The sequence below is a fragment of the Anaerolineales bacterium genome, from assembly GCA_025808555.1.
Classification (GTDB): Bacteria; Chloroflexota; Anaerolineae; order Anaerolineales; family UBA11579; genus JAMCZK01.
This window is the reverse complement of sequence record CP075526.1, coordinates 340,582-354,676: the sequence shown is the minus strand read 5'-3', so window position 1 is coordinate 354,676 and position 14,095 is coordinate 340,582. Positions and strand designations below refer to the sequence as shown.

11 protein-coding genes are annotated in these 14,095 nt (G+C 60.3%); 3 read left to right on the top strand and 8 right to left on the bottom strand.

Going from position 1 to position 14,095, the window contains the following annotated elements; translation table 11 throughout:
• Positions 1 to 192: 192 nt before the first annotated feature.
• The 7 genes from ftsH to efp form a co-directional block, all read right to left on the bottom strand.
• On the bottom strand, positions 193 to 2,079 hold the full coding sequence (gene ftsH, locus KIT08_02035) for an ATP-dependent zinc metalloprotease FtsH (protein ID UYN90028.1): 1,887 nt from the start codon (positions 2,077 to 2,079) through the stop codon (positions 193 to 195).
• Positions 2,080 to 2,435: 356 nt separating this feature from the next.
• Positions 2,436 to 3,092 (bottom strand): ferric reductase-like transmembrane domain-containing protein, encoded by a 657-nt coding sequence (locus tag KIT08_02030; GenBank protein ID UYN90027.1) that lies wholly within the window; start codon positions 3,090 to 3,092, stop codon positions 2,436 to 2,438.
• Positions 3,093 to 3,467: 375 nt separating this feature from the next.
• The gene (locus KIT08_02025) at positions 3,468 to 4,571 is read right to left on the bottom strand and encodes a ketoacyl-ACP synthase III (GenBank protein UYN90026.1); all 1,104 of its coding nucleotides are present in this window, start codon (positions 4,569 to 4,571) and stop codon (positions 3,468 to 3,470) included.
• Positions 4,571 to 5,827, bottom strand: coding sequence for a beta-ketoacyl-ACP synthase II (gene fabF / locus KIT08_02020; protein UYN90025.1), 1,257 nt, complete (start codon positions 5,825 to 5,827; stop codon positions 4,571 to 4,573). The genes KIT08_02025 and fabF overlap by 1 nt, the downstream gene beginning before the upstream one ends.
• Before the next feature lie 62 nt (positions 5,828 to 5,889).
• Positions 5,890 to 6,870: an EamA family transporter gene (locus KIT08_02015; GenBank protein ID UYN90024.1), complete on the bottom strand. Its 981-nt coding sequence runs from the start codon at positions 6,868 to 6,870 to the stop codon at positions 5,890 to 5,892.
• Positions 6,871 to 6,982: 112 nt separating this feature from the next.
• On the bottom strand, positions 6,983 to 7,312 hold the full coding sequence (locus KIT08_02010; protein ID UYN90023.1) for a hypothetical protein: 330 nt from the start codon (positions 7,310 to 7,312) through the stop codon (positions 6,983 to 6,985).
• A gap of 60 nt (positions 7,313 to 7,372) precedes the next feature.
• The gene (efp, locus tag KIT08_02005; GenBank protein ID UYN90022.1) at positions 7,373 to 7,930 is read right to left on the bottom strand and encodes an elongation factor P; all 558 of its coding nucleotides are present in this window, start codon (positions 7,928 to 7,930) and stop codon (positions 7,373 to 7,375) included.
• Between the two features lie 193 nt (positions 7,931 to 8,123).
• Between efp and KIT08_02000 the strand changes: the two genes are divergently transcribed.
• Genes KIT08_02000 through KIT08_01990 form a run of 3 tightly spaced genes read left to right on the top strand, consistent with a single transcriptional unit; the run spans position 8,124 to position 10,336 of the window.
• Entirely contained in the window at positions 8,124 to 8,534 is a 411-nt protein-coding gene (locus KIT08_02000) for a response regulator (protein UYN90021.1), read from the top strand.
• Between the two features lie 31 nt (positions 8,535 to 8,565).
• A complete protein-coding gene (locus tag KIT08_01995) occupies positions 8,566 to 8,940 on the top strand; it encodes a DUF192 domain-containing protein (protein UYN90020.1) in 375 nt (124 codons plus the stop codon).
• A gap of 4 nt (positions 8,941 to 8,944) precedes the next feature.
• Entirely contained in the window at positions 8,945 to 10,336 is a 1,392-nt protein-coding gene (locus tag KIT08_01990; protein UYN90019.1) for a peptidoglycan DD-metalloendopeptidase family protein, read from the top strand.
• A gap of 372 nt (positions 10,337 to 10,708) precedes the next feature.
• Here KIT08_01990 and KIT08_01985 read toward each other — a convergent pair whose 3' ends face one another.
• Complete coding sequence (locus KIT08_01985; GenBank protein UYN90018.1) at positions 10,709 to 14,092, bottom strand: DEAD/DEAH box helicase family protein; 3,384 nt, start codon at positions 14,090 to 14,092, stop codon at positions 10,709 to 10,711.
• Between the last annotated feature and the right edge of the window lie 3 nt (positions 14,093 to 14,095).

Below are 14,095 nucleotides of genomic sequence, written 5' to 3'. Positions count from 1 at the left end.
GCACTCCTGTCATTCCGAGGCGGCGTTTTTGACTTTATCTCAGCGCGCAAGATCGTACAGCCGAGGAATCCTTTAGGTCAAGAAAGACCCAGTTGGCCGCAATGCGCTTAAAGCATTGCTCTCCTCGCTTTGAATAGCATAGAGAAACAAAAAGGCCAGGCGAATGCCTGGCCTTCTTTTATGCGTTGGCTGCTACTTGGCGCTGCGGCCGTTGGTAGCGCCGACGAACACCGGGGTACCGCCGACACGCTTGCTGGCGGCGGGCATCAGCTTCTCGAACTCGTCGCGGGAGAGCGTTTCGACTTCAACCAGCTTCTCGGCGATCTTCTTCAGCTCCTTGCGGTACTTGGTGAGGATCTTCTTGGCGTGGGCATAAGCATTAGTGACCAGCTTGAGCACCTCACGGTCGATCTCTTCAGCAATGGCTTCAGAGTAGTCCTTCTGCTCAGAGATCTCGCGGCCCAGGAACACCAGCTCTTCCTTCTGGCCGTAGACACGCGTGCCCAGCTTCTCGCTCATGCCCAGGCGCATCACCATCTGGCGGGCGATCTGGGTCACGGTTTGGATGTCGCTGGAGGCGCCGGAAGTGATGTCGTCAAACACCAGCTCTTCGGCGGCGCGGCCGCCGAGGGCCACCACCATGCGCTCGATCAGCTTGTTGCGGCTGACCATGTCGCGGTCTTCGTCGGGCAGGGCCAGCACGTAGCCGCCGGCCTGGCCGCGCGGCACGATGGTGATCTTGTGGATCGGGTCTGCATTCGGCAGCACGTGGCCCACAATGGCGTGGCCGGCCTCATGGTAGGCCACGATCAGCTTCTCTTCCGGGCTGATGATCTTGCTGCGCCGCTCAGGGCCGCCCAGCATGACGCGCTCGACCGATTCCTCCAGCTCCTGTTGCCCGATGGTCTTCTTGTTGCGGCGGGCGGAGAGGATGGCGGCTTCGTTGACCAGGTTCTCAAGGTCAGCGCCGACAAAGCCAGGGGTGGCGCGGGCCAGGGTAGGCAACTTGACTTCCTTGGCCAGCGGCTTGCCGCGCACATGCACCTTGAGGATGGCTTCACGGCCCTTCACATCGGGCGGGTCCATCGTTACGCGCCGGTCAAAGCGACCGGGGCGTAGCAGGGCCGGGTCCAGAATGTCGGGGCGGTTGGTGGCAGCGATCATGATGATGTTGGTGTCGGTGTCGAAACCGTCCATCTCAACCAGCATCTGGTTAAGGGTCTGCTCACGTTCGTCGTGGCTTCCGCCCAGGCCGGCGCCGCGTTGGCGGCCCACGGCGTCAATTTCGTCAATGAAGATGATGCAGGGGGAATGGCGCTTGGCCTGATCGAACAGGTCGCGCACGCGGCTGGCGCCGACGCCCACGAACATCTCAACGAATTCGGAGCCGGAGATGGAGAAGAACGGCACGCCGGCTTCGCCCGAGACGGCTTTGGCCATCAGGGTCTTGCCGGTGCCGGGCTGGCCCACCAGCAGCACGCCTTTGGGGATACGCGCACCGAGGGCAATGAACTTCTCAGGTTCTTTGAGGAATTCAACAATTTCCTGCAGGTCCACCTTGGCTTCGTCGGCGCCGGCCACGTCATTGAAAGTGACGGTGGGGTTCTCACCAGAGAACATGCGGGCGCGGGATTTGCCAAACGACATGGCGGCGTTGTTGCTGCCCTGGGCCTGGCGCATGACAAACCAGAAGATGAGGCCAACAAAGATCAGCGGTCCCAGGTAGGTGAGCACGGTGAGGATGCCGAACCACGCGCTGGGCGGGCGCACCTCGAGCTCGATGCTCTGGACGCTCAGCTCCTCTGCGGTGACACCCAGATCCAGCAGCTGCTGGACGGTGGTCTGGCCGGGTTCGCGCAGGGCGGTACGTTCGGTGCCGTCCTGGTAGACCAGGCGCAGGGTCTCATCATCGGTAACCAGGCGGCTTACCTGCCCGGCCTTGATGTCTGCGGCGACCTGGTTAAGGGTCAGGATCTCTTGTGCGCCGGATTGCTGCTGGAAGCTGAACACTAAAAAGAAGGCCAGCGCGGCGATAAAGAGGATATAGATAAGGGATACACGACTACGAGGGCTGTTCAAACTGGGCCTCCGGAAAGTAGAACAATCGCGGGATTATACCAACCCTGCCCCCTCTTGTTCAACGTGGGCCTACTTCTTACACATCTCTTACGGTTGAAGCCTGGTAATTGAGCATGAAGATATTATTGCTGGAATCAGGGAGGGGGTCAAAAGTTATTACTAACAACTTTTGCCTTCCCGGGTGTGGTGGTTGGTCATGCTGGCCTTATAGCACAGGCTGGGCGCTCATCAAGAGTGCCAGGCGTTTTGTCAAGTCATTGCGAGGCTTGCCGGCACGAAGCAATCTGCCCACGGCACGGACTGAACCCAGATCTCCACGCGCGCAAACCGCAGAGCGGTCTGCGTGCGGCGGCACTCTATGACTCAGGCAGCGCGCCGGCGGGGCGGGCGGCGGGGCGTTGGTGGCGCAACCTGGCCAGGGCGCGGCGCAGGGGCGGGATGCGCATTGCGAGCAGGATCGCCAGCAGGATGAGATAGAGCCATATCTCAGTGGCAGCTTCCGGTTGCTGCATGGCTACAAACTTGTGCCCGGTTTCCAACAGCCCGTGCAACAAGCCCAGGATGCCGGCGGCGTAGACGCTTTTGTGCAGCCGCTTCCACCATTTGCCCAGCTGCCGCTGGGCGGCATTGGTGGAAGTGAGCGCCAGTGCGGCCAGAATTAGCAGCGCCACAAGGCCCAGGCCAGCGTTCAGATTGGGGATGGGGTTCATAAGCCAGTTGCGCAGATTGTCCAGCACGTAGTAGGCGAAGTGCAGGGTGGCAAAGGCAAAGGTCCACAAGCCGGCGGTGCGCCGCAGCGGCAGCAGGCTGCGCCAGCCGAAGAGGGTGTTGAGCGGCGTGATGGCGAGGGTGATGAGCAGCAGGCGCGCCGCCCATATGCCGGCGGCGATCATGGGCTCGCTTACGCCCAGGAATTCACTGCTGCTCGACAGGCTGAGGGTGCTGGCCAGCGCGGCCAGGCAGGCTGCGTGGAGCAGCGCACCGCGCCAGTGGGTACGTATCCAGGTTTGCATCGAAGCCTCTGTGATAGATACACCTGCAGTGTTGGTAAGGTTCCATGCCGCCAGCCATCCATGCCATCGTGCATCCCGAGCGCAGCGAGGGATCCTTGCTACGCGTATGAGCAACTGAGGCCCTACACAGAAGGCATGCCTGCGAGGGTCCTTCGCTGGGCCGGCCTCTGCGTCCTGATGTTGGCCAATTCACCCGCTCAGGATGTACGCGGCGTAGCGGTAGGGGCGGGGTTTCAAAACCCGCCCCTACAGTTTGCGAGTTGGCAGAGCGGGAGCAGTGGCCTACGGATATAGGTTGTGGCTCGCATGACGGTGCAAGAAAATAAAACACGCTGCCGAAGGCAGCGTGTTTTGGTTTCGTGTTTGGGCAAGCTATCAGCCTCGGCGGCCCCAGAGCAGGCCTTCGATGCGGCGCCAGATGCGGCGCATGAGCGAACGCAGCCAGGCGAAGCGGGTGTAGCGACGGATGCGAATGGGCTCGGCTTGCTCGAAGGGCCCGGTCCATTGCAGGGCCAGCGAGCCCCAGGTGAGGCCGGCGCCGAAGCCAACCAGGACGGAGTTGTCGCCTTTGGTCAGCAGACCCTCTTCCACCGCTTCACAGACCGCGATGGGGATCGAGGCGGTGGAAGTATTACCGTAGCGCTCAATGTTGACCATGAAGCGCTCCATGGGCAGCTTGAGGCCGCGAGCAGCGGCCTGGATGATGCGCAGGTTGGCCTGGTGCGGCACGATGAGGGCCACGTCTTCCACGTTCAGATTGGCCTTGTCCATCGCCTCTTTTGAGGCGGCGGCCATGACCCGTGTGGCGAAGCGAAAGACTTCGTTGCCGTTCATGTGGATGAAGTGCAGGCCCGCGTCAATGGTGGCCTGCGAGGCGGGCTTGGCGCTGCCACCTGCCGGGATGGTGAGCAAATCACCGCCCGAGCCGTCGGAGCGCAGCACGGAAGACAGCACACCGCCCGGCGTTTCGGAGGCTTGCAGCACAAAGGCGCCGGCGCCGTCGCCGAACAGGATGCAGGTCGTGCGGTCGCTCCAGTCCACCAGGCGCGAGAGAGTCTCCGAGCCAATGATGAGGGCGCTTTTGATGGCGCCGGCGCGGATGGACTGCGAGGCCATGCTGACCGCGTAGATGAATCCGGTGCAGGCGGCCGAAAGGTCAAATGCGCCAGCGTGGTCTGCGCCGATGCGGTCTTGCACCAGGCTGGCCGTCGAAGGGAACAGATGCTCGGGCGAGGAAGTGGCGACGATGATGAGGTCGAGCTCGTTGGGCGGCAGCTTGGCCACGCGCAGGGCGTTGATGGCCGCCTCGGTGGCCAGCGAGGCGGTGGTCTGCCCCTTGGCGGCGATGCGGCGCTCGGCGATGCCGGTGCGCTCGCGGATCCAGGCGTCGTTGGTCTCTACGATCTTGGCCAGGTCGTCATTGGTCATGACCTTTTCTGGCACGGACATTCCCCAGCCGGTGACGTGTGCGTAGGGCATCAGGCGGCCGCTTTCACATCCTCGGCGGAGCCCAGGATGATGGTTGCATTGTGTCCGCCAAAACCAAAGGAGTTCGACATGATGGTCTTCATTTCTTTGCGGGCGGCCGTGTTGGGCGTGTAGTTCAGGTCACACTCCGGGTCGGGCACTTCGTAGTTGATGGTGGGGGGCACTATACCGTCACGCATGGCGAGCAGCGAGAATACCGCTTCCAGTGCGCCGCCGGCACCCATCAGGTGGCCGGTCATAGACTTGGTGGAGGAGATGGCCATGTCGTAGGCGCGCTCGCCGAAGACGGATTTGATGGCGGCGGTCTCGCTCTTGTCGTTCAGCGGCGTGCTGGTGCCGTGGGCGTTGATGTAATCGATCTCGCCGGGCTGCACGCCAGCGTCGTTGAGCGCCATACGCATGCAGTCGGCTGCGCCGCGCCCGTTCTCAGACGGAGCGGAGATGTGGAAGGCGTCGTTGGTGCTGCCGTAGCCTAGCACCTCGCCCAGGATGCGGGCGCCACGCTTGAGGGCATGCTCCAGCGATTCGAGCACCAACACCGCGGCACCTTCGCCCATCACGAAACCGTCGCGCTCTTTGTCGAAGGGGCGCGAGGCGTGCTGAGGGTCATCGTTGCGGGTGCTGAGGGCGGTCATGTTACCCAGGCCGGCCACCGAGGGCTGCACGATGGCGGCCTCAGAGCCGCCGGCCAGCATCACATCGGCCTGGCCGCGGCGGATCACCTCGGCGGCTTCGCCGAGGGCGTTGGTGCCGGTGGCACAGGCGGTGACCACGGCGAAGTTGGGGCCCTGGATCTGCATATGGATGGCGATCATGCCGCCGACGGTGTCGGCCAGCATCATTGGCACCATGAATGGGCTGACGCGGTCGGGGCCTTTTTCCACCAGAGTCTTAATCTGTTCATAGAGGGTGTGGGCGCCGCCGATGCCGGTGCCCACAATGGCGCCGATGCGCAGGCGGTTCTCATCGGTGACCTTGAGATCAGCGTCCTGCACGGCTTGCTGCGCGGCGGCTACGCCGAGCTGGGTGAAACGGTCCATGCGGCGGGCCTCACGCGTGCCGTACAGTGCCGCGCCGTCGAAGCCCTTAACCTCGCAGGCGATCTGGGTCTTGTAGCCCGTAGGGTCGTAGTGGGTGATGCGGCTTGCGCCGGAGACGCCGGCTACGGCGTTCTTCCAGGAGCTGGCTACATCATTGCCAAGCGGGCTTAGGCAGCCTAAGCCGGTAATTACGATGCGTTTTTTCATATTTTGTGGCCCTTCGTGGAGCTTTGAACTCTATAACCCAGCCTGATAGGCAGGGATACGGGCTAATTCGGCTGGGTTTTGGCAGCCTGCCGGGTTCTAGGCTTCCACTGCACCAATACTGTACCCGCTGCGGCGAGTAGCAGGCCGAGACCCTGGAGCGGGGAGATGCGCTCGCCGAGGAAGACCCAGGCCAAGATGGCGATCTGGATCAGCATGGTGTTGTTGATCACGCCGGATTCGGCGGCGGTCAGGGTGCGCAGGGAATGGTTCCATAGCGTGAATGCGAAGGCGGTGTTGACCGCGGCCAGCCATAAGATGATGAGCCATTCGCGCCCGCTGAGCGTGGGCCACGGTTCGGTCAGCAGGCCTAGCACCAGTAGGGCTGCCGAGCCTACGCCAATGCTCACTCCGGTGACGGTGAGGGCAGAGAGCTTGGCCTGCCGGTTGAGCGCCCGGCCCTGGATGGCTCCGATGGAAGTGGCCAGCAGGTTGAGCACGCCGACCGCCAGCCCAAACGTGGAGACCGTGCCAAGGCGGCCGAAGTAAATGAGGGCGCCGATCAGCGTGACGGCCACGCCCATCCACTGGCGGCCGCGCAAACTCTCGCCCAGGAACATTACGCCGAGGAAGGCGATGGACAAAGTGCTGAGGCTGAGCAGCAGGCTGAGGGTATGGGCGGGTATATGCGCCAGCGCAATGAACTGGGCGCCTTGCGTGATGGCGATGATCACAAGGCCCAGCAAAGCCAGGGCCACGAGGTCATTGCGCTGCAGGCCAGCCAGCTCGCGCCGGCTGGCGGGGCGCAGCAGCCATGGCAGCATGATCACGAAGGCCAGGCCGTAGCGCAGCCCGGCGAACAGCAGAGGCGGGATCTGGCCAAGGCCGATCTTGATCAGCACCCACGAGGTAGACCACAGGAAGGTGACGAATAAGGCGAGCCATATGGCGCGGGTGTGAGTTTGCGCGTGCTGCTCACGCGCGTTGGAGTTGCTATTCGACTTCGCCGAATCACGCAACTCCACTAGTGATTTTTTCTTTGACATTATTCGGTTTCTGGCCCGACCACGAACACGCGGGGCAGCGGATGGCACTGTTGCGTGGCTTCGCCACGCGTTGGTGTTACTACTCGGCTGCGCCGAGTAACGTAACACCAGCTCATTCGGGTCCTACCACGAAGACTGGCGGCAACGGATGACACTGACCACAACCTAATCGCGGCTCCTCGACGGTGCACTGGCACTGGCTGCACTCAGCGGTGACTTGCACGGATGGCTTCATGAAGAAGAGCGGCTTGCTGATGCGCGGCACCAGCGACTGGTGCTCGCAGGCGTTGGCGGCCAGGATGTCGGGCACGGGGCACTCGGTGCACATGCTTGGCTCCCACTGCAGGCGGTGGGCGTCCAACAGGCGGCAGCGCTCAATGTTGCGGCCGCGGAAGTAGTCGCCGTGGAAATGGCGGCACTCGCGGCCAGCGGGGGTGATCATCGCGGAATTTTAACCGCACATGAACACAGTGTGTTATCTGCGTTCATCTGCGGAAATTTCTTACACTCGCGTGACGTATTCGCCGGTGCGGGTGTCTACGCGGATGGTGTCGCCCTGGTTGACGAAGGCGGGCACCTGCACCTGCAGGCCGGTCTCGGTGGTGACCAGCTTGTTCACGCCGGTGGCGGTGTCGCCGCGCACGGCGGTCTCGGCCTGGGTCACTTCCAGGTCCACCGTGGTGGGCAGTTCCACGTCCAGCGGCTCGTCGCCGTAGAAGGTCAGTTTGGCGTCCATGCCGGCCTTCAGGTAGGGGGCCGAGTCGCCCAGCACTTCGGAGGGCAGGGCGGGCTGCTCAAAGGTCTCGTGGTCCATGAAAATGTAATTGTCGCCGTCTTTGTAGAGGAACTGGACATTGTGGAAGTCGAGGCGCACGTCTTGCACGCGCATGCCTGAGTTCCAGGTGCGTTCAGTGATGGAGCCGGTGCGCAGGTTGCGGGCCTTAATGCGGATGGTGGCGCTGCCGCGGCCGGGCTTGTTGTGCGAATATTCCAGTACTTTGAACAGGTGACCGTCTTCCTCGAAGGTCACCCCCTTGCGCAGGTCATTGACATCGATCATCTAGTGGTTCTCCTCTAATGCGCCAGTAAATTGGCGCTGGGCATTATAGCGCAGATAGTTGGCGGGAAGGATTCGTAGTTGCCGCAGCGCAGCCCGCACAAACCAGAAAATTACTGCTTGCTAATTATTTCCTTCTCTTACTATCGTACTACTGAGCCCTAATGTGCCGCGTGGTAAACTTTTTTGAATCATCATGGCAGATCAGCAACCCCGCAAGGTAGTGTGTGTAGAGGACGAGCAGGAGATGATCGATCTCATCCGGCTCATTCTGGGCCGGCGTGGCTTTGAGGTGCTGGGTGCCAACGGCGGCGTGCGCGGGCTGGAGCTCATCCGCGCCGAGCTGCCCGACATTGTGCTGCTGGACCTGATGATGCCCGAGATGGATGGCTGGCAGGTGTACCAACAACTGAAGGCCGACCCGGCCACCGAGCACATCCCCGTGGTGGTGGTGACCGCCAAGGCCCAGAACATTGACAAGGTGCTGGGCCTGCATATTGCCAAGGTGGATGACTATATTTCCAAACCGTTCAGCCTGCAGGAGCTGGTGGACCGCGTAGAAGCGGTGCTGGAGCGCCAGGGCCAGGCGGCTGAGACCGGCAACTAGCCTATACTGGCCCGTAGCGGCCACCCGTTTGATGCGCCAAGTAATCATCCAAAACAAGACCCGCCCCTTACAAAGCCCGCTGCAAGCGGGCTTTGCTGATGGCTTCGTTGACAAGCTGCGCGGCCTGGCTTTTCGGCGAGGGCTGGGTGCGCACGAGGGGCTGGTGCTGGCCGAGGCGGTGGAAAGCCGCCTCGGCGCCAGCATTCATATGCTGGGCATGGCCTTCGACCTGTGCGTAGTGTGGCTGGATAGCGATCTGAAGGTCGTAGACCTTCAGATCGCACGGCGCTGGCGCAGCGTGCTGCTGCCGGGCAAGCCGGCCCGCTATGTGATAGAGTGTGCGCCGAGCCGCTATGCCGAATTCCAACCGGGTGACCAGCTTGCTTTCGAAGATATCCCTGACTAGCCGCGTGGCTTATCGCGCTGCTTTGGCCGCGGCGCTCACGCTGGTGTTCGCCGCGGGCGCTGTGAGCGTCGCTTTCGCCCAGCAGGAAGAGGAAGAGGGTGTGCGCTACACGGTGCAGCCGGGCGACACCCTCTCCAGCATTGCCTTGCGCTTCAACGTACCCATCAACGACATCATTGCCGCCAGTGACCTGGCCAACCCCAATGCCCTCAACGTGGGCGACGTGCTGGTGATCCCCGGCATTGACTGGGTGGAGGGCACGCTCTTCTTTCAAAATGTGGCCCTGGGCGACAACTATCTCAGTCTCAAACGTCGTTACCTGCTCGGCGACGAGGGCATGGCCCGCCTGAACCAGCTCACCAGCCCAGACCAGATGTATTACGGCTTCCCCGCCATGCTGGCCAGCGACCATGGCGAGCTGACCGGCAGCGCCCGCGCTGTGGTGAACCCCGGCCAGTCCCTGTGGGAGCTGGCGGCTGCCAGTGGCGACAACCCCTGGGCGCTGATGGCCTACAACCAGCTGGCTGGGCCATGGGCCATCCCGGGCGATGTGCTCTTCACCCCCGGCCGCCAGGCGCCTGGCCCGGGCGGCCTGCCCAGCGGTGTGCAGTTCGTCGAGGCAGAGGGGATCGGCTTTGTGCAGGGCCGCACGCTGGTGATCAACGCCGTGACCGACCCTGGCATCCAGATGGGCGGCGAGTTCTTTGGCTTCCCGCTCAATTTCTTCCCGGAGACGGACAGCCAGCAGGTGGCCCTGCAGGGTATTCCTTTGTATGCCGAGACAGGCACCTTTGACCTGACGCTGGCGGGCACGCTGGCGGACGGCAGCGCCTTCACCTTTACGCAGCCGGTGCGGATTGCCAGCGGCGGCTATGAGAGCGAGACCTTGACCGTGAACGACCCGGCGCTGCTGAACCCGGAGCTCTCGGAGCGCGAAGCCCAGCAGGTGTATGACATGGTGACCGAGGCCACACCCGAAAAACGCTGGGCGGGCTATTGGCGCGCGCCGCACCCGTATCACAATGTGATCAATTCCAGCTTCGGCATCCACCGCAATTACAACAACGGCGAATACGAGAACTACCACTACGGCGTGGATTTTGGCGGCGGGGTAGGCATCGAGATCTGGGCGCCGGCGCCCGGCACGGTGATCTTCGCCGGCCCGCTGGATGTGCGCGGCAATGTGACCATTATTGACCACGGCTGGGGCGTGTACACCGGCTACTTCCACCAGTCGCAGATCCAGGTGAATGTGGGTGATCAGGTGCAGACGGGCCAGGTGATCGGCCTGGTGGGGGCCACTGGCCGCATCACCGGCGCGCACTTGCATTGGGAAGTGTGGGTGGGCGGCGTCTCGGTGGAGCCGATGGACTGGCTCAATCGGGTTTATCCGTAGGGATAGCTCGCTACGCAAATTGCGTAGCGCAGATGTTGTTTGCTTTGCGTGTGGGGGTGCTGCGCCGCTTTGCGGCGCGGTGAGTTGTGCGCCTTCGGCGCGACAACTCTGGTGGGCAGATGTTGTTTGTTTTGCGTGTGGGGGTGCTGCGCCGCTTTGCGGCGCGGTGAGTTGTGCGCCTTCGGCGCGACAACTCTGGTGGGCAGATGTTGTTTGTTTTGCGTGTGGGGGTGGGGGGTGCAACTGAAAAGATATCTGGAAGCCGCATCCCCTATAGTCAGGCATGCAGACGGTATACCAATAATTGCGGCCAGACTGCGTGATTGGAGCAGGGCGTCAAGGTGTTGGACATTAAACAGTCCAAGTAACAGTTTAACTCGCCTGGTTGAATCCGCTGATTACTTCTACAAGCTCTTCGGCCTGTTGAAAAGAAAATACGCCATCTAACCCCAGCTCATGAAGGTCAGTGTAAGGCTGATCATAAAGCAGCTGCAACTCAAAACGACCATTCGCGGATAGATGCTGAATAATCCAGTTGACAAATTGGATTTGATTTGCGCTATAGGTTCTTGTGTCCAGAAAGCGGCCAAAGGCTTTAAGCACTGCCTGGCGATCCAACCCAATCAAACTTCGAATGAAAGGTACTAGCTCTTGATTGGGATACGCCCGGTAGAAGTCTGATTTTGAGCCTATATCTGTTGCATGAAAGAAGAAATCTTCAAGTGCATCCAACTCAATCTGTAGCAAAGGTTGTGCTGAGCGGATTTTCTGGATCAACGGTTTGTCCAAGTTCTGTTTAATGAAATGCTCGACCTTCTTTTTATATTGGCTTAGGTTTACGCCTGTGGACCCATACTGGGTCGGAATTTCATGCAACCCGTCTAGGGTGTCCTCAAAATCCGTGTATAGGGGCTGTCGCGAACGGCTTTCAAGAAAGATCATGAGGCCACGCAGGGTTAAGCGAATCAGCTCGAACCGCTCTTGACCCAAGCGCGACCAATTATCTGGTTCCTGCAGGGCGCTTAAGAGCTCTCGATGCTCCTGAACTTGAGGCACATTTACGCTGAACAGCCGCTCGGCAAGCTCAATAACCGAGTCCCTAAGTGCAGCGAATTTGGGGGCGCCATCCATCTGTGCAATCTGCAATTGCAGCATCAGGTAGTCAAAACGTTTGACTTCTTCAGGGTCCTCGTCCAGCTCGGTTGGCAGGCCAGCTAGCTCAAGGGAAAGATCGGCCAGATCGCCCTGGCTTAGCTGCTCCCAGCGCTCCCGAGCGGCGAATCGGTCTACCCATCTTTGCTTTGGCCGCACAAGGAAGTTGGCAGGGTTCATGCCGGCCACTTGGCCGTGCAATAAGTCTTTTAATTTCTTTGAGAGCTTTTCAATTTCCTGGGCTTCGTCTGGCCTGGCAAACATTGCAGCCGGGTACTTCTCTAGAAGTTCTACGCGCAATTTAAAGATGCGTTTCCCAAGTGGCTCTGCGGGAGTAGGGCGAGACCCCTCAGGGTTCAAGGCAAAGAATTCAAAGTTACGACATACATCAAAGATAAAAAACTCTGTTTTATCCTGGCCGGGACCAAACAAGTCTTCGCACAAACGCGTGCCGCGGCCGATCATTTGCCAGAATTTGGTTTTGGAGTGTACCGGTTTAAAGAAGACAAGATTTACTACTTCTGGGATATCTATGCCGGTGTCTAGCATATCCACAGAAATAGCGATTTGTGGATCCTTGTTCGTTATTTCGAAACCTTCGATCAGCGTGTGAGCATATGAGTCGTAGGTGTCGATCACCCTGGCAAACTTGCCGGTGAGGTGGGGGTAGTTGGCGTTGAAGCGCTCCTCGATAAAAAGCGCGTGCTCGTGGTTTCTGGCAAAGATGATTGTCTTCCCAAGACGATCGCCCCCGGCCACATGTATTCCTTCGCGCACCAGCACTTCCAACACTTTGTCTACGGTGTCTTGATTAAAAAGCCAAGAATTGACCGCCGAAGAACTTATCTGCTGTGGGATTCCCTGATCTTCACCCCAGTCCAGCAGCTCCCAGTCGAGCTTCTCTTGATCAGAGAGGTCGTCATATGTGATGCCTTGTTGCGGGAAATGCAGGTCAATTGAAAATGCCCGGTACGGAACGAGATACCCATCGGCTATGGCCTGATCCAGCTCGTAATTGAAAGTAGGCACGCCGTCGGGAAGCTCGAAAAGGCGATAAGTGTTGCGCTCTACTTCGTCTTTAGGTGTGGCGGTGAGGCCAAGTAGCAAGCTGTCGAAGTATTCAAAAATTGCCCCAAACTTCTGATACACAGAGCGATGGGCTTCGTCAATAATCACTAAGTCGAAATGCCCGGGGCCGAGGTGGCGGCGGCCTTCCGCGTCCATCTCGTCGACAAGGCTCATCATGGTTTGGTAGGTAGAGACCACTACGCGGTTCTCGCCAGCTTCTTCTAACGGGTCTTCTGCTCTAAGCAGATTGACTACCGAGCCGCCCGGCAACAGCTTGCTGAAGTTTGTGGCAGTTTGCTTTACCAGGGCTTTGCGGTCTGCCAGGAACAGCACGTTCTTGACCCAATGGGCGCGCATGAGCACATCCACCAGAGCGATGGCTACGCGGGTTTTACCGCTGCCGGTTGCCATGACCAGCAAGCCTTTACGGAAGCTCCGCGATAGATGGCTGGTCATGGCGCGGATAGCTTCTTCCTGATAGCTACGCCCGGCGATATTGCGATCGGTGGCAACCGTATCCAGAGGCTGCAGGATCTGGCGGCGTTGGATGAGTAGTTCGAGTTGTTCGCGTGTGTAGAAGCCTTGTACCTGGCGCTCTGGGTAGCGCTCGTCATCCCATAGCCATATCTGGTAGCCGTTGGTGTAGAAAATAACAGGACGCTGGCCGTGCATTTGCTCCAAGCAATCTGCGTATAACTTGGCCTGCTGCTTGCCGCGCTTGGGGTCTTTGGACGTGCGTTTGGCTTCAATGAGGCCCAGTGGAAGGCCATTGGCGCCCCAGAGCACATAATCCACCCAACCTTCGTCGCCCGGGTTGGGCATACCGGTCACGGGATACTCAGCCACGTTTTCGGCGACCGGGTCCCAACCCGCTTCGCGCAGCAGCAGGTCAATGATCAGCTCGCGGGTATCGGCCTCGCTGTAGTCGTGGTCAAGCGGGATGCGCTCGTTAGTCTGGCGGTTGTGGGTGAACTGTACTTGGAGCTGTTGCAGTTCAAGCTGATAACCCTCAATCGCTTCGCGCTGGCGAGTCAGTTGTTCATCTTGCTCAGCCAGCTTGCGGGTCAACTCCTCAACCTCTTTGCGCGTGCTCTGGGTGTCCTTCTCTGCGGGGGGAAGCAAGGTTTCATCAAAGCGCTGCGGGACAGTTTTGGGATCCCCTCCGGTGTATGTGCTGGCCAGCCAGAATAAAACGTGGAAGAGCTCGCGCAGGGCGGCGACTGATTGCTGGGTGGTCACCTTGGGTCCGCCGTGGACAGCTTTGTTGGCGAGCTTGCGCAGGATGTGCGCCTTGGCGCGCACGGGTTCTGGCACATGCGCCTCGAACTCCGGCGTGGTGATGAGGGTCATCAGGGCATCGTCGTACGGATAGACGAGGCGACTGTCGTGCCGGTAGAGCCAGACCACTGCCTGCTCCAGGGCGCGGCGGGCGTACAGACAGGCTGCCCGCGGGTCACTGAGCGCATAGCGCTCGGCCTGGTTGGCTTCGGCGTGCGCTTCTGGCCACTCGGCTAGGAGGAAGGCAAAGTTAGACATTTT